General features: G+C 69.7%; 13 protein-coding genes and 1 pseudogene. 4 read left to right on the plus strand and 10 right to left on the minus strand.

Features of this window, described 5'->3' with window-relative positions; translation table 11 throughout:
* Positions 1-180 precede the first annotated feature (180 nt).
* From JW792_RS15430 to JW792_RS15450, 5 genes are all read right to left on the minus strand, one after another.
* Entirely contained in the window at positions 181-1494 is a 1314-nt protein-coding gene (locus JW792_RS15430; protein WP_135994912.1) for a dihydrolipoamide acetyltransferase family protein, read from the minus strand.
* 2 nt (positions 1495-1496) lie between these two features.
* Positions 1497-2513, minus strand: coding sequence for an alpha-ketoacid dehydrogenase subunit beta (locus JW792_RS15435; RefSeq protein ID WP_206340829.1), 1017 nt, complete (start codon positions 2511-2513; stop codon positions 1497-1499).
* A 3-nt stretch (positions 2514-2516) separates the two neighbouring features.
* Entirely contained in the window at positions 2517-3746 is a 1230-nt protein-coding gene (locus JW792_RS15440; protein WP_135994910.1) for a thiamine pyrophosphate-dependent enzyme, read from the minus strand.
* Positions 3747-3894: 148 nt separating this feature from the next.
* On the minus strand, positions 3895-5841 hold the full coding sequence (locus JW792_RS15445) for a hypothetical protein (protein WP_135994909.1): 1947 nt from the start codon (positions 5839-5841) through the stop codon (positions 3895-3897).
* A 216-nt stretch (positions 5842-6057) separates the two neighbouring features.
* Entirely contained in the window at positions 6058-6978 is a 921-nt protein-coding gene (locus tag JW792_RS15450; protein WP_135994908.1) for an outer membrane beta-barrel protein, read from the minus strand.
* 138 nt (positions 6979-7116) lie between these two features.
* Here JW792_RS15450 and JW792_RS15455 point away from each other — a divergent pair, with 138 nt between their 5' ends.
* A complete protein-coding gene (locus JW792_RS15455; protein ID WP_241094991.1) occupies positions 7117-9069 on the plus strand; it encodes a glycosyltransferase family 2 protein in 1953 nt (650 codons plus the stop codon).
* On the opposite strand, the pseudogene JW792_RS15460 reads toward JW792_RS15455, so the two are convergent.
* The 3 genes and pseudogenes from JW792_RS15460 to JW792_RS15470 form a co-directional block, all read right to left on the minus strand.
* Positions 8981-12088: pseudogene (locus tag JW792_RS15460) on the minus strand (efflux RND transporter permease subunit). The gene JW792_RS15455 and the pseudogene JW792_RS15460 sit on opposite strands and share 89 nt — an antisense overlap.
* 9 nt (positions 12089-12097) lie before the next feature.
* Positions 12098-13174, minus strand: coding sequence for an efflux RND transporter periplasmic adaptor subunit (locus JW792_RS15465; RefSeq protein ID WP_135994907.1), 1077 nt, complete (start codon positions 13172-13174; stop codon positions 12098-12100).
* Positions 13171-13740 (minus strand): TetR/AcrR family transcriptional regulator, encoded by a 570-nt coding sequence (locus JW792_RS15470; protein WP_158291543.1) that lies wholly within the window; start codon positions 13738-13740, stop codon positions 13171-13173. Before JW792_RS15470 ends, JW792_RS15465 begins: the two co-directional genes overlap by 4 nt.
* Positions 13741-13961: 221 nt before the next feature.
* On the opposite strand from JW792_RS15470, the gene JW792_RS17035 reads away from it, so the two are divergent.
* A complete protein-coding gene (locus tag JW792_RS17035) occupies positions 13962-15272 on the plus strand; it encodes a hypothetical protein (RefSeq protein WP_241094992.1) in 1311 nt (436 codons plus the stop codon).
* Between the two features lie 10 nt (positions 15273-15282).
* Here JW792_RS17035 and JW792_RS15480 read toward each other — a convergent pair whose 3' ends face one another.
* Positions 15283-19413: a translocation/assembly module TamB domain-containing protein gene (locus JW792_RS15480; protein ID WP_135994905.1), complete on the minus strand. Its 4131-nt coding sequence runs from the start codon at positions 19411-19413 to the stop codon at positions 15283-15285.
* Positions 19413-21197: an autotransporter assembly complex protein TamA gene (locus JW792_RS15485; protein WP_135994904.1), complete on the minus strand. Its 1785-nt coding sequence runs from the start codon at positions 21195-21197 to the stop codon at positions 19413-19415. The genes JW792_RS15480 and JW792_RS15485 overlap by 1 nt, the downstream gene beginning before the upstream one ends.
* 219 nt (positions 21198-21416) lie before the next feature.
* Between JW792_RS15485 and JW792_RS15490 the strand changes: the two genes are divergently transcribed.
* Both JW792_RS15490 and JW792_RS15495 read left to right on the plus strand, forming a co-directional pair.
* On the plus strand, positions 21417-22559 hold the full coding sequence (locus JW792_RS15490; protein WP_135994903.1) for an efflux RND transporter periplasmic adaptor subunit: 1143 nt from the start codon (positions 21417-21419) through the stop codon (positions 22557-22559).
* On the plus strand, positions 22559-25822 hold the full coding sequence (locus tag JW792_RS15495) for an efflux RND transporter permease subunit (RefSeq protein ID WP_135994902.1): 3264 nt from the start codon (positions 22559-22561) through the stop codon (positions 25820-25822). The genes JW792_RS15490 and JW792_RS15495 overlap by 1 nt, the downstream gene beginning before the upstream one ends.
* Positions 25823-25906 lie beyond the last annotated feature (84 nt).

Genomic DNA, 25906 nt, shown 5'->3' on the forward strand with positions numbered 1-25906 from the left:
CGGCGTCCTCCCTTCGTCATTCCGGCGAAAGCCGGAGCCCAGATATGACGCCTTCGACGGTGCATCCGGGTGCTTGGTCTTCGCGCTCCCGCGCTTGGCCCGGAATGACGCCGGAATGACGAGCGAGAAAACCCCGGCCGCTCGCGCGCGCCGGGGTTTTTGCCGGGCCTACCGCCGTCCTCACATGAACAGCGTCGCCGGGTTCTCCAGGAGGGCCTTCATCGCCTGCACCAGGCGGGCGGCCTCGTAGCCGTCCACGATGCGGTGGTCGAAGCTGGAGGAGAGGTTCATGATCTTCCTCGGCACGAGCCGGCCCGCCTCGTCATAGCGCGGCAGGGTCATCATCTTGTTCACCCCGATGATCGCCGTCTCGGGATGGTTGATGACCGGGGTCGTCACGATGCCGCCGATGGCCCCGAGCGAGGTGATGGTGATGGTGGAGCCCGACAGCTCCTCCTTCTTCGCCTTGCCGCTGCGCGCGGCCTCGGCCAGGCGCTTCAGCTCGTCGGCGATCTCCCACACATCCAGGCTTTCCGCATGGCGGATGACCGGGACCATGAGGCCGTTCGGCGTCGCCGTGGCGATGCCGCAATGGACGCCCTCGTACTGGGTCAGCACGCTTTCCTCGGTGTCGAAATGCGCGTTGGCCTGCGGAAACTCGGGCAGGGCCTTGGCCAGCGCCGCGACCAGGAAGGGGATGATGGTCAGCTTGGGCTGGTCGTCGCGCCGGGTCGCGTTGAGGTGGGCGCGCAGGTCCTCCAGCGCGGTCAGATCGATCTCCTCCACATAGGTGATGTGGGGGATGGTGCGCTTGGACTTGGCCATGTTCTCGGCGATCTTGCGCCGAAGGCCGATGACCTTCTTCTCCTCCACGCCGGTGCGCGGCCGACGGCCCGCGCCGGCGCCGCCGCCCGCCTTCGAGACGAGGCGCCCGCCGGCCGCGATGAAGTCGTCCAGGTCGGCGTGCGTGATGCGTCCGGCCGGACCGGTGCCGGGCACGGCGGAAAGATCGATATCGGCGTCGAGCGCGCGCTTCCTCACCGCGGGGCTCGCCAGCGGCTTCTCTCCGGAGGGGCGGGAGGCGGCTTTCGCGGGAGCAGGTTTCGGCGCGGGCTTGTCTTCCTTGGCGGGCTTCGGCTCTTCCTTCGCCGCGGCGGGCTTTTCTTCCTCGGCCTTGACCGCGTCCTTCTTCTCGACCTCGGCGTCCTTCGCTTCGGGCTCGGCGTCTTCCTCGGCGTCCTCGGGCACGGAGCCCTCGACATCGATGACGAGGATCTCGGTGCCCACCGGGATAACATCGCCCGGCTCGCCGACGATCTTCTTGACAGTCCCGGTGACCGCGCAGGGGATTTCCACCGTCGCCTTGTCGGTCATCACGTCGAGGATGTGCTGGTCCTCCTCGACGCGGTCGCCTTCCTTGATGTGCCACTCGACGATTTCCGCCTCGACGACGCCTTCGCCGACATCGGGGAGTTTGTACTTGTACTGGCTCATGGTCAGACGGCCTTCACGACGGTTTCCATGGCGCGGATGAAGCGCGACTGGATCGGGAAATAGGCCCATTCATGGGCGTGCGGGTAGGGGGTGTCCCAGCCCGTCAGGCGCAGAACAGGCGCTTCGAGCGCGTAGAAGCACTCTTCCTGGATCTGGGCGGCAAGCTCGGCGCCGAAGCCGGAGGTGCGCGGCGCCTCGTGGGCGACGACGACGCGGCCGGTCTTGTTCACGGACTGCGCGATGGTCTCGATGTCGTAGGGCGCGAGCGTCTTCAGATCGATGATCTCCGCATCGATGCCGGAGTTTTCCGCCGCGTGCTCGGCCACGTGCACCAGCGTGCCGTAGGTCACCACCGTGCAGGCCTCGCCCTCTCGCGTGACTTCCGCCTTGCCGAGCGGGACGGTGTAGTGGCCCTCGGGCACCTCGCCCTTGGGATGCTTGGCCCAGCTCTTCAGCGGCGCGTCCGGCACGCCGTCGAACGGGCCGTTATAGATGCGCTTGGGCTCGAAGAAGATCACCGGGTCGGTGCCCTCGGCCGCCGCGATCAGCATGCCCTTGGCGTCGTACGGGTTGGACGGCACGCACACCTTCACGCCCGGGATGTGGGTGAAGAAGGCTTCCGGGCTCATCGAGTGGGTCTGGCCGCCGCGGATGCCCCCGCCCCAGGGGCTGCGCACGACGCACCCCGATGTGAACTGGCCGGCCGAGCGATAGCGGATCCGGCTCATCTCCGAGACGATCTGGTCGAAGGCCGGGAAGATGTAGTCGGCGAACTGGATCTCGGCGATGGGTTTCAGGCCCTTGGCCGCCATGCCGATCGCCATCGCCGCGATGGCGGCCTCGTTGATCGGGGTGTCGAACACCCTGTCGGCGCCGTACTTCTTCTGCAGCCCGTCGGTGGCGTTGAACACGCCGCCGAAATAGCCCGCATCCTCGCCGAAGATGACGATGTCGGAATTCTTCTGAAGCAGGATGTCCATGGCCGAATTGAGGGCCTGGATCATGTTCATCGCGGCCATGATCTAAACCCCCAGTTCCTGGCGCTGGCGGCGCAGGCGCCAGTCCTGCTGCTCGTACACGTCCTCGAAGATGGTCTGCGTGGGTGCGAGCGGGCCCTCGTGCAGCGTGCCGTAGCTCTCCGCCTCCTTGTAGGCCTTGACCACGAGCTGGGTCATTTCCTCTTCCAGCTTGGCGTGGCGCTCCTCGTCCCATTCGCCCTGGCCGATGAGATACTGCTTCAGGCGCAGAATCGGATCGCCCAGCGGCCAGGCCGCCTCCTCGCCCTTGGGCCGGTACTTGGTCGGATCGTCCGAGGTGGAGTGCGCCGCGCTGCGATAGGTGAACAGCTCGATCAGCGTCGCGCCGCCGCCCTTCCTCGCGCGCTCGCGGGCCCACTGCGTGGCCGCGTAGACCGCCAGGAAGTCGTTGCCGTCCACGCGCAGGGAGGCGAGGCCATAGCCGAGGCCCTTGGCCGCGAAGCTCGGGGAATCCCCCTTCGCGATGGCCTGGTAGGTGGAGATGGCCCACTGATTGTTGACGACGTTCAGGATCACCGGCGCGCGGTAGGTCGAGGCCAGCGTCAGCGCGGAATGGAAATCGCCTTCCGCCGTCGTGCCGTCGCCGATCCAGCTCGCCGCAACCTCGTCCTCGCCCTTGTAGGCGCAGGCGAGCGCATAGCCCACCGCCTGCGGGAACTGGGTGCCGAGATTGCCGGAGATCGTGAAGAACTTGCCCTCCGCCCAGGTGTAGTGGACGGGCAGCTGGCGTCCTTTCAGATTGTCGCGGCTGTTGGAGATGCAGTGGCACATCATGTCGACGATGTTGCGCCCGCGCGCGAACAGGATGCCCTGCTGGCGGTAGCTGGGGAACACCATGTCGGTCTTCTTCAGCGCCATCGCCGCGGCGACCGCGACGGCCTCCTCGCCGGTGGACTTCATGTAGAAGCTCATCTTGCCCTGGCGCTGCAGCTTGAGCATGCGCTCGTCATAGATGCGCGTCAGCACCATGTGCGACAGGCCCTCGCGCAGGAGGTCCGGCTTCAGCCCGGGATCCCATTCGCCCACGGCCTGGTGATTGTGGTCGAGCACGCCGACGAGGCCGGTGGCGAGCTCGGCGGTCTTCACGCCGGGAACCAGCGGGTCGGGGCGTTTCGCCTCGCCGGCCTTCTGCAGTTCGAGATTGGAAAAATCGGGCGTCTCCCCCGGCCGGAAGGGCGCGGTGGGGACGTGGAAACGCGGGCGGGCGTCAGGCATCGCGGCAGGTCCGTCCTGTGTCTTCGCCGTGCCCTCTCAGACAGGGCACTCAACCGTGCGGGGCGGGAGGTAGCCGGAGCGCGGAGCGATGTCTAGGCTTGCTGCAAGCGCGAAAGGGGTTTCATCCAGCGTGTAAATTCGCGCCGCCTCAGCGCCGGCCGCTCTCCAGGCTCGCCGGCAGGGCCGGGACCGGGCCGGGATCGGGGAAGATGACCTCGCCGTTGGCGTGCACGATGGCGACGCGCTGGCGGGCGAGCGCGGCCGCACCGATCGCCGGGGCTTCGTCGATGGCGTGGACCATCAGGCCGGGCACGGCCACCGTCCGGCCGGGGTCGCGCGGGTCGGGCACGCTCGCCGCGACGCCCTGCAGCACGGTCAGGTTGGACAGCGCGCGCACGTCGGCCCGCCCGCCGGGCGTGGCGGAATCCACCACCAGGCGGTCGGCGATGATGCGCAGCGGGGCCGCGGCATTGGCCGGGGCGTTGTTGATCGCGATGAAGGGCCGGTCGACGGGGCCGGATTCCCCGTTCTCGGTGGCGGCCGTCTCGAACGCGATCGAGGCGTCCTGCGGCACGAAGTGGGCGATGGTCTCCGCGGTGATGCGCGCGGCGACGAGGCGCTCGGCCGGGCCGATCAGCTCGGGGATGCGCACGATCACGCCGCCGGAGAAGGCCCGCGGCAGGGCGGTGAAGCCCGCCGCGCCCGCCCCGTCGGCGACGACGAGGCCGGACTCCTCGGACAGCTGCACCGGATAGCGCCGCTGCGTGATCTCGCACCCGCCCTCGTCGCGATGGCGCTGCAGCACGACGGCGAGCCGGTTGGACAGCGCCTGGCGCTGCGCCGGCAGGGCGGCGGAGAAGACATTGCTCTCCCCCGACTGCAGGCGCCGGGAGTCGATGAGTTCGCCGTTGAGCTCGACATGGGCGAGATTGGTGAAGCCGTCCGGCCCCTCGGGCAGGCGCAGGTCGAGATAGACCGCACTCGGCAGGAGCCCGTCCGGCATCTCGGCGAGCGTGTAGTCCATCCGCCACTCGCGGCCCTCGGCGACGTTCTGGATCGTGGTGTCCACGCCGAACTCGGAAACCGGGACGAGATCGGCGCGCCGGCCCGCGGCATCGAACACGACCGGGTTGATCTGGTCTGTGCGCGCGATCGACAGGAGCTCGCTGGTCAGGAATCGGATCGTCTCGAAGCGCTCGGGATCGGTCAGCGCGACATAGGAACCCGCGCCGCGCTGCCACAGGCTGGCGCCGGCCTCGGCGCGCTCGCGCATGGCGGCGAAGCCGGTGCGCGTCAGCGTCTCGGGCGGGGCGAGCAGGATGAGGCCGCGCGAGGCATCGAGCGCGGCTTCGGGCGCACTCGCGATGTCGATCATCTCGATGCGGTAGCCGTCGCGGTTGAGCCGGGCGCCGAGCCGGGCGGCCATCTCGAACCATTCCGGCCCGTCGGCCATGGCGATGCGAACGTCGCGCGGCATCAGGGCGAGCGCGTCGCGCAGCGAGGTGAGCGGGCGGGCGAGGTCGATCTCGAGCCCGCTGTCGGGCGCGAGCGCGATCACCGCGCCCATGGAGCGGTCGTTGTGGCAGAGATCCGCCGGCAGGTCGCCGAGCAGCTGGAGCGCGATGTGCGCGTCCGGCGCGTCCACCACATCCTCGGTGAGGTCGAACACCCAGGTGAATTCGCGCCGGCCCGGGGCCAGGACGCGCTCCATGATGCGTCGGCCGTTGACCGTCAGGCGCAGGGCGATGGTCGAGCGCTCGGAAACGTCCTGTTCCCCGGTCAGCACAAGGCGCACCGCCTCGGCGGTCTGATCCTGGACCAGGGGCAGGGTGGTGGAGGCGTAGGCGGGGAAGCCGGAGACGACGAGCCCGTCGCGCTCGCCCACGCTCTCCAGCGTGACGAGCTGCAGCGTCTGGTCGGCGGCCTGGGCGGAGGTGAAGCGCTCGAAGACGTCGGTGACGAGGCGTCCGAAATCGCCACGCCCGGCATTGAGTTGTCCGGACACGAAGAGGGTCGCAACGCTGATCACGGCAATGATGCCCAGCGAGGCGGAGAACCAGGGAAAGCGGCTCTGGTATTCCTTGTTCGTTTTCATGGCATAGCCCCCGCTACTGCCCCGCCGAAGCCTTGTGCGAATAAAATCGTGGTGCGGCTGCTCCGGCGATCTTGCATGGTTAACGCTTTCTTAGCGACACCTTTATGAAGCCGCACTTGGCCGCGGCGGTGGCGGCAATCCGGCAGCGGGCAGGTTTGTTGAAGGCGTAAACAAGGCAAGGCGGTCGTCCCGGAGTCATGGCGGCGCGGCGTGCGATCAGAATTCGGCGCGCAGGCCGACACGGAAGGTGGCGCCGCCATAGTCGCGCGTGGCGATGTTCGAGCTGTTCTCCAGATAGCCCGCGCCGGCAAAGGCGGTGACGTGTTCGGACACCTTCTTTTCCACCCGCGCCTCGGCGAGGAAACGCTCGTCGGCGCGCTGGAAGGGAAAGGCGCTGGAGAAGGGCGCCTCGTACTCGCGGTCGCGATAGTCGGCCTGGAAGCTGACGGTGAGTCCCTCGCGGATCGCGTGATCGTACCCGGCACCCACGCGCACCTCGGTGAAAGAGTTCGCGTCGTCGTCCGCCTCGCCTTCCTCGTAGAAGACCGACAGGCGCAGCTGGTTGATCTCCGGGTCGGGACGCAGGAAGTGCTCGAGCCCGACCCGCACGCGGGTCTGGTCGAGGCCGGCCACGAAGCTCTCCTCGAAATCGTAATGCGTCACCCGCAGGCGCGCGACGGTCTCGCTCCTGCGTTCCCCGTCATGGCGCCAGCGCAGCTGGGCCTCGCTCTCCGGCCGGGTCCAGCGGCTGTCCCCGTCGCGGGAGAGATGGCTGTAGGCGCCGTAGATGCGGAACTGAAACCGGTCGCCGGCGAAGCGCTTCCAGTACTGGACGCGCGGGGTGAACAGGAGGGAGTCGATGTCGTCCTGGTCGAAATAGGTGCGCGCGCGCACCTGGCCCTCGAAGCGCCAGACCGCGCCGCCGCCGACCGGCTGCACGCGCCGGACCCAGGTGTTGGTGTCGAACCCGGTCTCCAGGTCGAAGCCGGCGAGGCCGAACTCGTCGATCACCTCGTCTGCGGCGAACGGGTCGTCGCGGCTGATCTGGTTCTCCGAGCGAAGCTCGAAGCGTCCCTCCTGCGCCACGGCCGGCGCGCAGGCGGCGAACAGGCCGATCGCGAGCGCTGAGCGATACATGGATACCCCCTCGAAACTGTCCCCGTAGTTACGCAGCTTGCCGGCCGACGGATTATTCGGCCATGATCGCGCCACTTAACCCGGTGTTAATGGTTTTCACAACGTCGACACGCGATGGGGCGATTTGAAGGCGGGGGGATGCTGAAGCGATCCGACAAGCCGATCGTGCGGCGCGATGCGCCGGACCGGGCGCGCCTGGAGGCGGGCGGTCCGGCGCCGGCGGCCGACTTCTTCCGCTCGGTGGATTCGGCCCCGGCCGGCATCTCGGTCAGGCGCCCGCGCGAGGTGCAGGACTACGCGCTGGTCTCCTTCACCTTCCTCTCCGTGCTGGCGCTCGGCCTGCCCGAGGTGCTGCGCTCTCTCGCCATCGCGGACCTGCCGCGCGACTTCATCGCCTTCACCGCCGACCGGGCCAATGCCGTGCTGCCCGTGCGCACCTTCTTCCTGGCCTTCTTCCTGACCTATGCCGGCTATGCCTTCGCGGGGATCGGCGACAAGGCGAAGCTCGCCGTGCTGCTCGTCGGCAAGTTCGCCATCGCGGCCGCCCTGGTCGATGGCGGGGCCTGGCTGTCCTGGCGCTACGCCGACGCGGCCTGGCCGATCCACCTGCAGCAATTCCTCGTCGGCATGGCCGGGCTCGCCATCTTCCCCCACACGATCCTCGCAAATGCGCGCCTGCCCGCCGATTCCGGCACGCCGGTGCGCAACATGGGCAAGGTCTACCAGTACGCCCTGATCCTCGTCGCCGCCTTCATCGCGGGGGCCTGCGCCATCATCGTGGCGACCGTCTACGAGCCGGAGGCGGACTATCTGCGCTCCATCGCCCTGCTCGGCGGGATGGGCCCCGGGGTCTTCCTCGCCCAGCAGATCTTCACCGGCCAGCTCGCCGGCGTCGGCTGGCTGCGGAACGTGGTCTCGCGCCGGCGCAAATTCTCCCCGCCCGTGGCCGTCGTCATACCCGCCCACAACGAGGCCCACCAGATCCGCGATACGCTGCTTGCCCTCGACCGGGCCGCGGCGCGCTATGATGGCGAGGTGCGGGTGCTGGTCATGGAGAACCGCTCCAGCGACGAGACGGCCAAACTCGCTCGAACAGTGCTCGAACAGTGTGAGTTCATAGCCGGATGGCAGGTCGATAGCAGTCAGATACCGGGCAAGGCACGCGCGCTCAATCGCGGGCTCGACCTGGTTCACGAGGACTTCGTGGTGCGCATCGACGCCGACACCATGGTGGGCGAGAACGCCATCAGGATCGCCATGCGCCACTTCGCCAACCCCCATGTCGGCGCGGTCGGGGGATTGCCCCTGCCGCACGAGGGCGAGGGCCTGCTGGCCAAGGTGCGCGCCATCGAGGTGCTGCTGCGCCACGGCTTCGTGCAGGTCGCCTATGGCGCCTTCGGAGGCATTTTCGGCCTGCCGGGCATGTTCGTGATCTACCGCACCGCCGCGATCGACGCGGTCGGCGGGTTCGTGGAGGGGATGAACGGGGAGGACACCGACATCACCCTGCGCATCGCCAATCTGGGCTATCGCAACGTCTCCGACCCGGCGGCGAAATTCCATACCGAGACCCCGGACACGCTCGCCTTCCTGCGCGAGCAGAGGACGCGCTGGTTCCGCTCGCTCTACCACGTCGTGGCGCACAACCGGTCCAGCCTGTTCGTCAACGGCTCGGTGATCGGCTCGGTGATGCTGCCCTTCACCCTGCTGAACGGCGCGCGCCGGGCGATGATGACCCCGCTGCTGATCTACGGCCTCGTCACCTTCTTCGTGTTCGGCGGCATCTACGCCCACCCCGATTTCGCGACCGTGGTGGCCCTGGTGCTCGGCATGCCCTTCGTGCTCGCGCTAAGCGTCCTGCTGGTCTGGGGCCGCTTCGACCTTTTGATCCACCTGCCGCTCTACATGGGCTTCAGGTTCCTGCGCTCCTACTACACGCTCGGCTCGGTGCTCTCGCTGGTCTATCCGCGCGACGGCGACAAGCTCTTCGCCGCCGAGACGCCTAGGCGGACCCCGCCGCCTCCTCCGGCCGCGAAGCGGCGCGAATCGCGAAGAACAGGGCGTAGAGAACGGGAGCCGCAATCAGGGTGAGGATGGTGGCGAAGGCGAGCCCGCCGATGATCGTCACCGCCATGCCCTGGAAGAAGGCGTCGAAGATGAGCGGCGTCATCCCCAGGATCGTCGTGCCCGCCGCCAGCATCACCGGGCGCAGCCGGCTGACCGAGCCCTCGCGCACGGCGGCGTAGCGGTCCTGCCCGCCGCGGATGCGCTGGTCGATCTCGTCGACGAGCACGATCGCGTTCTTGATCAGCATGCCCGACAGCGACAGGAAGCCGAGAAGCGCGGTGAAGGAGAAGGCGGTGTCGGTGATCAGGAGCCCGACCGTCACCCCGCAGATCGACATCGGCACTATCGCCCAGATGATCAGCGGCTGGCGCACGCTCTGGAACAACAGGAAGCTCACCACCAACATGACCAGGAAGCTCACCGGCAGGACGCTGCCAAGGGACTGGTTGGCTTCGAGATTGGCCTCGTATTCCCCGCCCCATTCCAGGGCGTAGCCGCGCGGCAGCTCGACCGAGGAGACGATGGCGGAGAAGCGCTCGAACGCCGCCGCGGCGGTCTCGCCCTCGAGCGGATTGGCCTGCACGGTCAGGGTCCGCACCCGGTCGCGTCGCTGGATCAGCGTGTCGCGCGCGACGAGGTCGAAGCCTTCCACGACCTGGTTCATCGGCACGTAGGCGCCCTGGGCGGGGCTCCAGATCAGCCGGTCGGAAAGGGCATCGGGTTCGATGCGCTCGCTCTGCGGCGCGCGCGCGACGATCGGGATGAGCGTGTCGCCCTCGCGGTAGAGCCCGACGGTCAGGCCCTCGTTGGCAAAGCGCAGCGCCTCGCCGATATCCTCGCGCGTCACCCCGATGGTGCGCGCGCGCTCGGTGGCGATGTCGGGCTGCAGGGTGAGTTGCCGGTTGCGCCAGTCGGTCCTGAGATCGCGGACATCGCCCTCGGCCCGCAGGCGCGCCATCGCCTCCTCCCCGAGACTGCGCAGGACCTGCGCGTCCGGACCCATGAAGCGGGCCTCCAGCCGGGCGCCCGAGGGCGGCCCGAAGACGATGCGGTCGGCGCGGGCCTCCACGTCCGGATGGGTCTCGGCGATGTGGGCGAGGATGCGGTCGGCGAGGGCCGGAATGGCGTCGAGATCGCGCGCGCGCACCACCAGCTGGCCGTAGGCGTCGTTGGGCTGTTCGGACATGTAGGTGAGCATGAAGCGCGTCGCGCCGCGCCCGACGAAGGCGTCGACCGCCACCGCCTCGGGCTGGCGCGCGGCATAGTTGGCGACCTCGCGCACCATCGCGTCGGTCGCCAGGATGTCGGTGCCCTGCGGCTCGCTCATGTTGACGTAGAAGATCGGGGTGTTCGAGTTCGGGAAGAAGGCGTTCTTCACGAAGCCGAAGCCCCAGATCGAGGCGAGGGTCAGGGCGACGAGCCCGGCAAGCGTCAGCCAGCGATTGCCCAGCGCCGCGACCAGGGCGTTGCGGTAGCCGGTATAGACCGGCCCGGCATAGGGATCGGTCCTGGTGCCCTTTTCAGACTTGAACAGGGCATAGGCGACCATCGGGGCCACCGTGATCGCGAGGATCCAGCTCAGCATGAGCGAGATCGCGATCACCGCGAACAGCGAGAACAGGAATTCCCCGGTGGAGTCCGGCGACAGGCCGATCCCGGAGAACGCCATGATGCCGATCACTGTCGCGCCCAGCAGCGGCCACTGCGTGGCGGTGACGGCCTATTCTGCCGCGACCTGGCGGCGCTCGCCGGTCTGCACCGATATCTGCATGCTCTCGGTCACCACGATCGCGTTGTCGACGAGCATGCCCATGGCGATGATCAGCGCGCCGAGCGAGATGCGCTGCATGGTGATGTCGAACACGCCCATGAAGAACAGCGTGCCCGCCACGGTGAGCAGGAGCGTGACTCCCACCGTCACCCCGGCGCGCCAGCCCATGAACAGGCACAGCACGCCGATCACGATGGCCAGCGAGGCGGCGAGGTTGACGAGGAAGCCGTCGATCGCCGCGTCGACCACGTCGTGCTGCTCGTAGATCGGGTGCAGCTCGACGCCGACGGGCAGCTCGGCCATCAGCTGGGCGAGCCGGGCCTCCACATGGGTGCCGACATCGACGATGTTCGCGGTGGCCAGCCCGGAAATGCCGAGCGTGAAGGCGCGTTCGCCATTGTGGTAGATATAGACGCCGGCGCGTTCGACCGGCGCGCGCACGACGCGGCCGATGTCGGACAGGCGCAGGGTCTGGCCGGCATCGCGCGGACTGATGAGCAGGGTCTCGATCGCCTCAGTCCCGCCGATGCGCTGGGGCAGGTCGATGCGCATCAGCCGGTCGCCGGCCGGCGTCGCGCCGGCATCTATCACCGCGTTCTCGTTGGACAGCGTGGCCAGGACGGCCTCTACCGGCAGGCCGAGCCGGGCGAGGTTCTGCTGCGGGATCTCGACATAGAGGCGCTCCTCGGGAACGCCGGAGAGTTCCACCTTGGACACGCCCTCCACGACCAGCAGCTCGCGGCGCAGGTATTCGGCGATGTCGCGAATCTCCGCATCCGAATAGCCCGGCGCGGTGACCGCGTAGAATATGCCGTAGACGTCGGCGAAGTCGTCGTAGACGAAGGGCTCGCCGGCACCGGGCGGCAGTTGGGGGGCGGCGTCGGCGACACGATGGCGCAGCTCGTCCCAGACCTGGGGCAGCTCGCTGCCGTCGAACTCGTCGCGTACCTCGACATGGATTTCCGAAACCCCGGGTGCGCTCTCGCTGGTGACCTGCCTGAGCTGGCTCATCTGCTGGATCGCGGTCTCCAGCTTCTCGGTCACCTCCGCCTCGACCTCTTCCGCGCTGGCGCCGGGATACTGGGTAAACACGATCGCCTGCTTGATCGTGAAGGCGGGATCCTCAAGCCGGCCGACCGAGGAGAAGCCCCACAGCCCGCCGAACAGGCAGAACAGGATGATGATCCAGGTGACCACCGGCCGCTCAATGGCGAGCCGGGCGAGGTTGAAGCCTGCCGCCGAGCGGGCCGGAGCCTGTGCCGTGTCGCTCATCGAAAGCCCTCAGCGTCCGCCGGCCGCGAGGCTCGCCTGGCTGGCCAGCGGCCTGACCTTCATGCCCTCGTGCAGCGCATTGACCCCGGCGGTGACGATCAGCTCGCCGGCCTCCAGGCCGCTGCGTACCAGAATGAGGTCGCCGCTCACCGGGCCGGTGACGACCGGGCGGGCGCTGACCGCGCCGCTCACCGGATCGTAGACCCAGGCCTCGAAGCTACCCTGCGGGGTCGTGGTCAGCGCCGAGACCGGGATGAGCACGCCGGCGTCCTCGTCTGCGGCCTCGTCCAGGCGCACTTCGACGGTGGCGGTCATGCCCGGCAGGATGTTGGCGGGGACGTCGTCGGGCAGGGCGAGCAGCACGGTATAGGTCTGCGAGGCCTGGTCGGGCTCGGCGATCAGCTCGCGGTATTCCAGCGGAAAGCTCTGCTCCGGCAGGAAGGGGAAGCGGGCCACCACCTCGCGCTCGGCCTCGCGGTCGAGCGTGGCGATCAGGCTTTCGGGCACCGAGATCGCGACGCGCAGCTCGGACAGGTCCTGCAGGCGCGCGATGGGCTGGCCGGCCGCGACGGTGGAGAAATTGTCCACCAGCCGGCGGCTGACCAGGCCCTCGAACGGGGCGGTCATGGTGGCGTAATCGAGATTCTGCCGCGCCATGTCGAGCGCGACGGCGCGCAGGTCGTAGGCAGTGCGGGCCTCCTCGAGCGCCGCGTCCGCGGTGATGCCGCGCTCGTGCAGCGTGCGCACGCGCTCGAGATTCTGCTCGGCCTGCTGCAGCTGGACCTGCGCCTCGCGCAGCGCGCGCTCGAAATCCTGGGTTTCCAGCCGTGCGATCAGCGTGCCTTCGGGCACGATCTCGCCCTCGGAGACGGGGAAGTCGGCCAGGCGCCCGGGCACCTGGAAGGCGAGGTCGACCGTCAGTCGGGCTTCGACCCGGCCGACGAATTCGCGCCGCGAGGGCGCGTCGGCGGGCATGACCGCCTCGATCTTGGCCGCCTTGAGCGGCGCGTCGGTCTCTGCGGTCTGGCCGCTGCAGGCGGCGATGAGCAGGAGGATCGGCGCGAGGGGGAGCAGGCGCGCGCTCATGACGAGGTCTCCGAAACCAGATCGACGAGGCGTCCTTCCACGCGGGCGCGTTCGTCGGGGGTGAGGAAGTCGAGGCCGAGAATGTCGGCGAAATGCAGCCCGTCCGCGGCCAGGAAGGCGATGCGGGCAAGATCGGGATCGCGCGAGCGCTCGGCGATCGCCTGGCGCATCTCGGTGACGCAGTCGCGCACCGGGTCGATGAGTTCGGGGTTTTCCGCCGCCGCGGCCAGGAGCGCCATGGAGACGCGGCTATTGTGCTTCCTGTGGCCGATCACGGCGCGGATCAGCGCGGGCAGCACGGGTTCGCCGCGCTCCTCCGCGCTCCGGAAGGCGCCCTCCATCTCGGCCTCGACCGAGCGGACCATGCGCTCGATCATGCCTTCAACCAGCGCCTGCTTGGACGCGAAATTGTAGAGCACGCCGCCCTTGGAGAAGCCGCTCTCCCTGACGACGGCATCGATCGTGAGCCGGCGCGCGCCCTCGCGTTCGACGACCCGCTCGGCGGCGTCCAGGATGGCGTCGCGCGTGGAGCGCTTGTCTTCGGAGAGGGCTTCGGACCGGGTCATGCTGCACCGCATTTATACCGTCTGGACGGTTTTGACGGATATAGACCGGCCAGACGGTGCGGGCAAGGGATGGAGGCCGATTTCCTCTCCGGATCTGACGACGGCGTGACAACTCCGTGAAGTTTTCGCGTCTCGCGCCGCTTTCCTTTGAACCGCTTGCCCGGCTGGGCTATCGGGCGATGGGGACGGGCGTCGCGGCGCCTGGTCCGGGGGGACCAAGAATGGATACGCTCACGATCTTCGGCGTACCGCTTTTCGCGCTCGTCGGATTCCTGTTCGCCGCCTACGCCATCGTCGCGAACGACGTCATCCAGACACTGGGCACCTTCCTGTCCTCGAATGCGCAGCGCTCCTGGGTCGTGCTCTGGGCCTTCGCCTCCAGCGTCATCGTGGCGGTCATGGTGTATGGCTGGGTTTTCAATGGCGGCGAGATCGCCTTCGACCGGCTGAACCGGATTCCCTATCCCGAGGCCGGCATCCAGTGGTGGCATGTCCTGCCCCCGCTCGTCCTGCTGGTCCTGACGCGCTACGGCATCCCGGTTTCCACGACCTTCCTGGTCCTGACCATCTTCACGCTGACCGGCGGGGCGGCCACGGCCGGCGTGCTCGGCGACATGCTGGTCAAGTCGCTGATGGGCTATGTCGTCGCGTTCGGCGCCGCCATCGCGCTCTATGTCGTCATCGCGCGGCTGTTCGAGCGCTGGGTGAAGTCCAGCCATGTCAGCGAGGCGCATGGCGGGATCTGGTCGATCCCGATGGTCGCCCTGCTCTCGGGGGTATTGCTCTACCTGCTGCTGGCCGGCCCGGTCCTGCCCGATCCGGCGGCGATCGACTGGACGAACTGGGGCCTGGCCGCGCTCGCCGCGCTCGCCGTCGGGGTCGTCACGCTGCGCTTCAATGTCTGGTTCGTGCTGCAGTGGCTGTCGACGGCCTTCCTGTGGAGCCAATGGCTGATCCAGGACCTGGCGAACATCTTCGTCTTCCTGCCGCGCGAGACGGTGGTGATGCCCGACGGCTCGGTCGACGTCACCTTCGATGCCGGGCTGATCGTCTTCGCCACGCTGCTCATGCTGGCCCTGCACGCGATCATCTTCGCGATCCGCGGCGGCGAGATCCAGAAGATCGTCCTGTCCAAGACCAACACGGTCGATGTGCGGTCCGCGACCATCGTCGACTTCTCCTACGGCCTCGTCCTGTTGTGGTTCAAGGAACTCAACGACATCCCGATGAGCACGACCTGGGTCTTCCTCGGCCTGCTCGCGGGCCGCGAGATCGCGATCTCCCTCGTCGCCGGTCTCAGGAACCGGGGCGAAGCGGTGTTCGACGTCGTCACCGACGTCGTCCGCGCCGGCATCGGCCTGGTGGTCTCCGTCGTTCTGGCGCTGGGTCTGCCCTGGATCGCGACCGGCCAGTTGCCCGACATCCAGCGCCAGATCTTCGGCGCCGAGATGCCGCCAGCAGGCGATGCGCCCGGCGCCGAGACGCTCTCCCCGGAAGCCGGGGATGGCACCGGGCAGGCGCGGCCCGGCTAGCGCTGCCGGCCTACCATTCCAGTTCGCTCAGATCGTCGTAATCGCGCCGCCATGAGATGGCGATGCCGGTCTGGCCGCTGCCGCCGAGCCGGGATTCCAGCGTGAAGCGCTCGGTGAGCTGCCACTCGATGCTGGTCGTGGGCGCCGCCCCGCCCTCCGCCGAGGTCAGTTCCAGATAGACGTCGTCGGTCAGGTAGCGCCCGCCCGACACGATCGTGCCGCCTTCGGGGTCGGAGACGATGGCGAGCTGGTCGAGGCCGGCAAGGCCGCGCAGCGCGCCGAACGGGTCGAAGCCGCCCGCCGCCCCGGCGAGCGCGCCCGCGAGCTGGGCGGCCTGTACCCCGGACAGATCGCCCGAACGCTGGCCGAACAGGAGTCGAGAGGCGATCTCGTCCTCCGGCAGGCTCGGCGTCGAGGCAAGCTGGATGCGCGGGTTCTGCGCCGTGCCCGTCACGCGCACCTGCGCCGTGATCTCGCGCGTCTGGCGCACGGCGACGAGGTCGATCCCGGCCTCGTCGGGCGGTCCGGCGAAGGTCACCACGCCGCGATCGAAGGTGAAGCGCTGGCCGAGCAGGCGCGCATCGCCGCGGATTAGCCGCGCCGTTCCGTCGAGCAGCGGCTCTGAGGCGGTGCCCTGTACGGTCAGGTCCAGCGACCACTCGGTGTCGAACTGGTCGGCGCGCACGAAGACCCTGTTGTCGGCCTCGATCCCGTAGTCGAGCGCGATCGTGTATTCGGGTTGCGGCGGAGGAACGATCTCGGCGGCTTCGCCGGGCACGTTGACCTCGGTGACCTCGATGTGCGGGATCGGCTCGCGCCCGCCTTCGGGCGGGCGGGCCTCGACGCGGTCGAGCCGGGTCTGCCCGGTGACCGTGATGGTCTGGCCCTCGATCGCGGCCTCCACCGAGCCGTCGCCGACCGCGGTCAGCGTCTCGCGCGAGACGAGGGTGAGGTCGGTGAAGGACAGGCCCGCCCCGCCGGTCATGCGCGCGCCGGCGAAGCTGAGCCGGCCCTGTCCGGAGAGCGTGCCGCCCGCCGCGCCGCGCCCCTCGATCTGGGAGATCGTCAGCCCGTCCTCCTCGAACACTGCCTGCGCGGTCAGATCGCGGATCTCGAGGCCTTGCTGGCGTTCGACGAAGGCGCCGCCGGTCAGGCGCGCCTCGCCGGTCAGATCGGGCGCGGCGATCGTGCCGGAGACCGTGGCGTTGGCGACGAGCTCGCCCTCCAGCCGCTGGTCGGCGGGCAGCTGGAAGGCGGCGACGGGCGCGACCTCGCCGTCGATGCGCGCCGTGCCGGAGAGCCCGGTACCGGGTGCGGTGAACGCCGAGAGCGAGGTCACCGGGCCGGTGGCGAGCGCGAGATCGGCGGAGAGCGAGAGATCGATCGCCCGGCCGGTCAGTGCGAGATCGAGCCCTTCGCGGTCGAGACCGGCGGTGAGATCGGCGTCCACGGCGAGCCCGTCCTCGCGCTGGTGCGGCTGCAGGCCGCGTCCCGCAAGGCGCGCCTCGCCGGTCCAGCCCTGCGGGGAGAGGCGCACCAGCGCCTCGCCGGAGAACGTGCCCGCCATGGGCGCGCGATTGCGGCGGTATGAAAGCAGGCGCGCGGGAATGCCGGAGAAGTCGATCTCGAGCACCGGCACGCGCGCGGTGCGGTCGAGCGAGAGGCGCGCCTCGCCATCGCCGACCGCGAGCCGGGCCTGCCCGCTCATCCCGTCCTCGCCGCCGGAGACGAGGATCGGTTCGAGCGTGCGCATCGCGACATCGCCGTACTCGCCCTCGGCCCCGAGCCTGATGCCCGGCGGCCCGCCCGCGAGCTGCAGCGTGCCGTCGGCGGAGAGCTCGAAGCGCGCGCCGTAGGCGCCCGCCGCGCTCAGGGTCAGGCCGACCGCCTCCAGAGGCCCTTCGGCGCGCGCTTCCAGCCTGTCGAGATAGACCATGTCGCCCTGGACCAGATCGCTCGCCTGGAGCGTCACCTCCAGCCGGTCCTCGATCAGGCTCCCCGAAGCGCTCATCTCGCCGAAGCCGGCCACCGGCGTCGCACCGAGATCGAAGCGCACCTGCCCGGGACCGGCGCTCACCTCGCCCCCGACCGCGAACGCGCCGAAGCGTCCGTCGATCCCGGGCAGGCGCAGGGTGGAGTCCTCCCGCGCGAACCCGCCGGCGAGATCGACCGGGCCCGTGTCCGTCTGCGCGTCGAGCCGCCATTCCCCGGCGAGATCGTCGAGCGGGCCCTCCGCTTCGACGCGCAGGGAGGGCTCGCGCAGTGTCACCGGTCCGGCGGTGACCTCGCCGGTCTCGATCTGGGTGCGCGCATCGAGCCGGCCGGAAAGATAGCGTGCGTCGAAGACCAGGGCCGCCTCGCCGCCGAGCGCGATCGCGGCGACGGGAACGTCGCCGCGCCAGATGGCCTCGCCCTCCGCGGTCCAGCCCTGCGCCTGGACATCGCCGGTGAGGTCGAGAAAGAGGGCCGGGCTCTCCGCCTGGAGACGCTCCAGGGCGACCTCGCTGCCGCCGCGCCAGGTGCCGCGTGCGCTCGCCTGCAGCGTCTCGCCGAGCAGCGCGCCCGCCTCGGCGCCGAGATCGGAACTCGACAGGCGGGCGTCGAACTCGACCGGTCCGGTCCAGTTGCCCCGGGCCTGGCCTTCCAGGCTCGCATGGCCGGCGAGATCGCCGCGGAAGCGCGCGAGCGCGAGGCGGGAGTCGCGAAGCTGCAGGGTGAAGCGCCCGGTCTGCGGGTTGAGCAGGCCGATGGCCTCGGCACGGCCCGCCGCGCCGGTGACGACCAGCCGCTCGAAGGAGAGATCGCCGGTCTCGCGGCTGTAGATCATGTCCGCGTTCACGGCCGGGCTGTCGCCGAGCGCCTCGTTCAGCCTTCGCGCGTTGAACTGCGCGCCTGCCGAGGACAGCGCGGTGACGATGTGCGGTCGCGAGAGCGGGCCGGCGAGGCGCAGCGGGCCCGAGGCACGCTCGAACCGCGCCACGCCGAGATCGAGGCCGTGGGCGGCGATCTCGCCCTCGAAGCTGCGCTCGCCGGCGAGGGACAGCACGCCCTGCGCCGACAGGCTCCGCGCCTCGACCCGCTGCGAGGTCAGCGTGCGCACGAAGCCCGCCGCCTCCTGGATGTCCAGGGCAAGCGCGTCCGGCCCGGTGCGCAGCACGTCGAAGGACAGGAGCGGCGCGCGCACCTGGGCGCGAAGGGCGGAAAGATCCGGGTCGAGCAGGGAGCCGTCGTCGAGCGGCACGGCGGCGGCGAATTCGGCCGCGCCGCCGAGCAGGCGTTCGAGCACGGCCAGGCCGGGCCATCGTCCCGGATGGGCCTCGCCCTCCAGCGTGGCCTCGCCCCCGGCCCAGCTCAGCGCAGCGAGGACGACGTCCTCTCCGCCGGCGCGGATCTCCATCCCGCCCTCGCCCTCGCCGCGCGTGCCGGCGAGCTCGATATCGCCCTCCAGGCGCGCGTCGGGGGATCGCAGCAGCGTGGCGAGCGTGCCGCCCGCCGGAGCCACGAGGCTGGCGTCCAGCTCGATGCGCCGGCCGAACAGGGCGTTCAGGCTCACCCGGTCCTCGCCCTCGGCGCGGGCAATGTCGAGGCGGGCCTGCCAGGCGCCGTCGCTGCGCGCGAGGGCGCCATCGGCATTCAGCGTCGCTTCCGGCCCGGCCACGCCCTCGGCGAGATGGATGTCGGAGAGGGACAGCTCGCCGACGCTGATCTGGAAGCGCGGCGTCCCGCCGTCACCGCCCCCGGCCTCGCGCGCCGCGCGCTCGGGCCGGCGCCGGATCTCGGTTCCCGCGGCGCTCAGCGTCTCGATGTCGACATGGCGGGCGATCAGGCTGCGCGGGCGCCAGTCGAACACGATGTCCCGGGCTTCCAGCCAGACGCCCTCCGCATCGGCGATCGTCAGCCGGTCGAGCGTCAGCCGGTCGAGCGGGTTGCCCGACAGACCGCTGACCTGCAGCTCGCCGTATCCGGCGATGTCGCGCCCGTCGAGCAGGTTCTCGACGATGTCGCGCCCGGTCTGCCCGGTCATCAGAACCAGGCCGACCCCGGCGAGGGCCAGGGCGAGCGTGACCAGAATCGCGAGCGCCCAGCCCGCGATCACGCCGATGCGCCGTATCCAGCGCGGTTTCTTCGCCGCCCCGGCCATCAGAATGCCTGCCCGATGCTGATGTAGAAATGGACCGGATCGTCGCCCTCGCGCGGATTGAGCGGGGTGGCGATGTCGGCCCGGATCGGTCCGAAGCCGGGGAAGTAGCGCACGCCGATGCCGGCCGCGTACTGGGTCTCGGAGAGATCCGGGGAGATGTCGCGTCCGGCCATGCCGGCATCGAGGAAGGCGACGAAGCCGAGCCGTTCGCTGCGCCGCCAGCGCGCCTCCACGCTCGCCTCGACGAGCGAGCGCCCGCCGAACGGCTCCTCCTCCCCGGTCTCGATGTTCAGCAGGGGCGGGGAGATCGACTGGTATTCGTAGCCGCGCACCGAGCCGCCGCCGCCGGCGAAGAAGCGCTGGTCGGCTGGGACCTCCTCCACGCCCGCGCCGGTCAGCATCCCGCCGCGCACGCGCGCGGCAAGCACGATGTCGTCGGCGATGTCGTGATAGCCGCGCAGCTCGGCCACCATGCGCACATAGCGCGTCTCCTCGTCGCCAGTGGTCAGGCCCGGGCGCACGCGCAGATCGGCATAGAGTCCCTCGCTCGGATCGAGCACGCTGTCGCGCCCGTCATACACCGCTTCGACCGGGAAGCTGAAAGTGTTCAGGTCGCGCTTGCCGCGCGCATCGTCGATCTGGGCGATACGCGCCTCCGCCCCGGCCGAGACGGTGAGCGCGTCGCTGACCACACGCGACAGGCTTGCTCCGAGCCCGATCGAATCTTGGTCGAAGGCGTCGGTGCGTTCGGCGAGCGCCTCGGCGTTGAGCGTGAGGGCCTGATTGTAGCGGCGCCAGTGGGGCATGTGCAGGCGGGTATCGATCCCGCTGGCGATCGTCGCGGCCAGGAGATTGACCCGCAGCGTCTCGTCGCGCCGGAACATGTTGCGGCGGATCCACTCGGTCTCGCCGCCGAAGCCCTCCGAGGTGGAATAGCGTGCCGAAAGCGCGAGCGTGTGGCGCGGCACCGGCTCCATGCGCACATCGACCGGACGTTGCCGGCCGCTGGCGTCGTAGGCGATGCGCACATCGGCGATGGACACCGTGTCGAGACCCTGGAGCCGGCGCGCATACTCGTCGAGCCTGGCCTTGCTGGCGGGCTCTCCGACCTCGTACGGCGCGAGGCGGGCGACATAGCTCTCCCTCAGGTTGGCGAGGCCGCCGGCGAGCTGGGGCGGTCCGAACAGGACATAGTCGCCGGTCCGGAAGCGGAAAGTGGCGCGCGCGGTCTGCGTGGCGTGGTCGACGATGATCTCGCGGGCGCCGGTCTCGGCGTGGATCCAGCCCGAATTGCGCAGCGCCTGAAGGATGCGCGACTCCGCGCGGATTACCTCGGCCGCAAGTAGGCGGTCGCCCGCCTCGAGGCCGAGTTCGCCGGTGATGTCGGCGCCGGGGCGGGGCGTATCGGGGCTGGGCGTCTCGTACTCGACATCGATCTCGCCGAAGGTGAAGGGCTCGCCGGGACGCACGCGGACCAGCGGCGTGGTATCATCGCCGAGGCGGGCATCGACGAGAGCGGCGTAATAGCCGCGCGATTCCAGGTAGAGCCGGATGCGCTCGGCGGCCTGACGGGCGCGTTCGCGGGCGCGCCAGCGCGTCTCGGGCGGCGCGTCGGCCTCCCCGATCGTCTCGTAGAGCGCCTCGCGCAGGGCCGCGTCCTCCACCCCTTCGATCTGTGCGACCGGATCGGCGAAGGCATCGGGGGACGCCGCGCAGACCGCAAGCATCGCGGCCGCGGCGAGGCGCACCCGTGCGCGTGTCGATCGGAACAGCTCAGCCAGCATCTTACCCCTTCAACGGCACGGGCGACGGATTCGGTCCCAGCCTCGCGTTCGATGAGGCGGATTTCGGACCGCGACTGCAGTTCCCGCAAGCGGATTCATGATTCCATCTCGTCCTTCAGGCTCTTGGGCCTAATTTTCCGCCGATGAAATTTTACCGCTGCGGCGCCTGCGGACTCTCGCTAGTCTTGCGCCCGACACACCTGAGGGGGACATAGCACGATGATCCGATCCGACACCGGATCAAGGGGCGGCTGGGTCGGCTGGCTGCAGATCGCGGGCATTCTCGCCGTCGTCGCGGTGGCCGTCATCCTGACGATTCTCCTGTCGGGCGGGCCCGAGGAAGAGCAGCGTGCGGGCCGGCCGTCCCAGGCCGTGCCCGTCGAGATCACCCGCCCGGCCGAGCAGGCCCACCAGATCGAGGTGAACACCACCGGGACGGTGAACGCGAAAGCCTTCGTCACGCTCACCCCGCAGGTCGGCGGGCGCGTGATCGAGATCGCCGAGGCGGTGCGCGCGGGCGGGCATTTCGAGGCCGGCGAGGTGCTGTTCCGCATCGATCCGCGCGACTACCAGGTCGCCGTCCAGCGCGGCGAGGCCGCCCTGGCCGATGCGCGCAGCGCACTCGCCCAGCTCGAAGCCGAGGCCGAGATCGCCCGCGAGGAATGGCGCGCCACGTTTCCCGGCCGCGAGATCACGCCGCTCGCCGCGCGCGAGCCCCAGCTCGAGGCGGCCCGCGCGCGCCTGATGTCGGCCGAGGCGGACCTGCGCCAGGCCCGCATCAATCTCGACCGCACGACCGTGTCGCTGCCCTTCGCCGGCCGCGTGGTGGAAAGCCGCATCGAGGCGGGCCAGGTGCTGATCGCGGGCCAGCCCTATGGCGAGGCCTATGCGCTCGACGCGCTCGAGATCGTCGCCCCGGTCCCGCCGGAGGATATCGGGCGGCTCGAGGGCGCGCAGGGGCGCCCGGTGCGCCTGGCCTTCGAGGACCGCGCCGGGCCGGTGGCCGGTCGTGTCGTGCGCGAGGGCGCGCGCCTGGACGCCCGCTCGCGCCTCGTCACGCTTTACATCGCGGCCGAGGACGCGACCGCGTTCAGGCCGGGCCTGTTCGCCGACATCACCATCCAGGGTCCGCGAATCGCGCGCACGCTGGCCCTTCCCGAGGCGGCGGTCGCCGGGCTGGACGAGGTCCATGTCGTGCGCGGGGGAACCATCGAGTCCCTGCGCGTGGACATCCTCGACCGGGCCGGCGGCGAGATCCATGTCGTTCCCTTCGACTACGGTGAGGGGGTGATCGTCACGCCGTTGCCCGAAGGCGCGATCGGGCGCGAGGCGGAGATTCTCGGCGCGGACGGGCCCGGCTGATGGATGACGACCAGCACAAGGGCCGTCCGCGCTCGATCAGCGGCAATCCCGGCTTTCCCGGAGCCGGCCTGATCGGCTGGTTCGTGCGCAACCCGGTCGCGGCGAACCTCCTGATGCTGCTGTTCCTGCTCGGCGGAGCCTTCACCGCGGCGACGATGCGCACCGAGGTCTTCCCGACCCTTTCCCCCGATGTCATCCAGGTCGCCGTGATCTATCCCGGCGCGACGCCCGAGGAGGTGGAGGAGTCCATCACCCGGCGCATCGAGGAGGCGGTGCTGGGGCTGGAGGGCGTCGACCGGGTGCGTTCGGTCGCCTCTGAGGGGCGCGGCACGGTGACGGTCGAGCTGCTCGACTTCGCCGATACGCAGACCGTCAAGGACGATGTCGAGACCGCGGTGGATTCCCTGCTCGACTTCCCGCCCGAAGACGCCGAGGAGCCGCAGGTGCGCGTGCCCCAGCCGAGCACGACCATCCTCACGCTCGCCCTGACCGGCCCGGTCACCGAACGGGCCCTGCGCGAGGCCGGCGAGCAGGCCGAGCGCGAGCTCCTGTCTCGCGGCGACGTGACCTCGGTGCGCCTGCGCGGGGTGCGCTCCTACGAGATCTCGATCGATGTCAGCGAGGAGGATCTGCGCCGCTACGCCCTCAGCTTCGACGAGGTCGCCGCCACCGTGCGCGCCTCCTCGATCGACCTGTCGGGCGGGGAGATGCGCACGCAGGGCGGGGAGATCCTGCTGCGCACCGACGCGCGCCGGGAAACCGGCGCGCAGTTCGCCGAGATCATCCTCCGCTCCAATCCGGACGGCACGCGCGTGCGTCTCGGCGACGTGGCTGAGATTTCCGACGGCTTCCAGGACGAGCCCCTCATCTCGCTGTTCGACGGCGAGCCCGCGGTCTTCGTGGACGTCATCACCCAGGGCAATGAGGACCTGCTCGCCGTACGCGCCGCCACGATGGCCTGGCTGCAGGAAACGAGCCTTCCCCCGGGGGTCCATGCCGAGGTCTCGACCGACGAGAGCGACGTGTTCGTGGACCGCATCTCGCTACTCGCGCGCAACGCGATCCTAGGGTTCACGCTGGTCTTCCTGCTGCTGGTCCTCATGCTCGACCTGCGCCTGGCCTTCTGGGTCGCGATGGGCGTTCCGATCTCGTTTCTCGGCGGCTTCGCCCTGTTCGGCACGGTGGGCGTGACGCTCAACTTCATCACCACGTTCGGGCTGATCGTGGTGCTCGGCATCGTGGTGGACGACGCGATCGTGGTCGGGGAGAACACCGACCGGGAGATGAGCAAGGGGCTGGCCGACGACAAGGCCGCGGTCGCCGGCGTGACCGGCGTCGCCGCGCCGGTCCTCGTCGGCGTGCTGACCACGATGGCCGCCTTCGGCCCGCTGATCTTCTCCGGCGGGGAGTTCGGCGAGATCGTGCGCCCGATCCCGATCGTGGTGATCTGCATCCTCGCGGTCTCCCTGGTCGAGGCGTTCCTCATCCTGCCCGCCCACCTCTCCCATGGCGGCAACTGGAGCCGGGGACCCCTGGCGCGGCTGCAGGACGCGGTCGCCGCGGGCCTTGCCCGCTTCTCCGACGGACCGCTCTACAGCTGGGCACGCTTTGCAGGGCGAATGCGCTATCTCGTCGCCGCGGCGGGGATCGCGATCATAGTCGGGGTGTTCAGCCTCGTGGCCACCGGCGTGGTGCGTTTCGTCTTCTTCCCCTCCATCGAGGCCGAGGACATCACCGCCGACCTGCGCCTGCCCGACGGCGCGCCCTTCGAGGCGACCGAGCGGGCCACGCGCCAGCTCGTCGCCGCCGCCGAATCGCTCGCCGCCGAATACGAGGAGCAGGGCCAGCCCATCATCCGCTCGATCGCCACCGTGATCGGCGGGCGCACCAGCCTGTTCGGCGGTCCGGGCACGACGCAGAACACGATCGTGGCGTCCAATCTCGCCCAGCTGCGCGTGCAGCTCGTCCCCGCGGCCGAGCGCACGATCTCGTCGAGCGAGATCGAACGGCTCTGGCGCGAGCGGGCGGGGCGCCTGCCCGGCGTGGAGCAGCTGACCATCGTCTCCTCGGCCGGCCCGCAGGATGCCGACATCGCCTACGAGATGTCCCACCCCGACGATGCCACGCTGGAGCGGGCCGCCGCGCGCCTCGCCGAGGAAGTGGCCCTGATCGAGGGGGTTCAGGAGATCGACGACGGCTTCGATCTCGGCAAGCGCCAGCTCAATTTCACGCTCACCCCCGCCGGGGAGGCGGCCGGGCTCAGGCCCGCCGACATCGCCCGCCAGGTGCGCCAGTCCTTCTTCGGCGAGGAGGTGCAGCGCTTCCAGCGCGGATCGGACGAGGTGAAGGTCTATGTGCGCTATCCCGAGGCGCAGCGGAACGATCTCGCCCGGCTCGGCCAGTTCCGGGTGAGGACGCCGGACGGCGGCGCGATCCCGTTGAGCGTCGCGGCGGTCGTGACCGAGACGCGCGGCTACACCGAGATCGAGCGCGTCGACGGGCGGCGGATCATCGAGCTCACCGCCGATGTCGACGAGGCGGTGATCACGCCGGGCAATGCGCGCGAGCGGGTCGAGGCCGAGATCCTGCCGCAACTCGTGCAGGATTTTCCGCGGCTCGACTGGCGCCTGGCCGGCGCGGGCCGCGAACAGCAGGAGGATTTCGCCAGCCTGCAACGCGGCCTGATGGTCGCGGTGCTGATCATGTACGCGCTGCTCGCCACGCAGCTGCGCAGCTACATCCAGCCGGTCGTGATCCTGATCGCCGTGCCCTTCGGGGCGGCCGGGGCCGTGCTCGGCCATCTCCTGCTCGGCTACGATCTGTCCTTTCCCTCCATCTTCGGAGTCGTCGCGCTGTCCGGCGTCGTGGTGAACGCCTCCATCGTGCTGATCGACCGCTACAACCAGAATCTCGGGCTGGAGATGGATTTCCCCGAGGCGATCGCGGAAGCGACCGCGCGGCGCTTCAGGCCGGTCCTGATCACCACGCTGACGACCGCGCTCGGCCTGCTGCCGATCATCACCGAGACGAGCCCGCAGGCGCAGTTCCTGATCCCGATGGCGGTCAGCCTGGGGGCGGGGCTTCTGTTCGCCGCGACCCTCATCCTCTCCATGCTGCCCGCCTTCGTGCTGATCGTGGAGGACATCCGCGGGCGGTCGCGCGCCCGCGATGTCGCCGTGCGGGCCTATGGCGGGGAGATCGAGCCACGCGAATCAGGCGAGACTGACGCGGCAAGGTCGGGCCGGACCGGGCCATCCGGTTAACGCGGCTTACACGATTTGCCGGCCCTATGGCGTGACGAGAACGATGATTCTCCAGGGCGCCGATCGCCCGGCGGGAGACGGATT

This window comes from Marinicauda algicola (assembly GCF_017161425.1).
Taxonomy (GTDB): Bacteria; Pseudomonadota; Alphaproteobacteria; order Caulobacterales; family Maricaulaceae; genus Marinicauda; species Marinicauda algicola.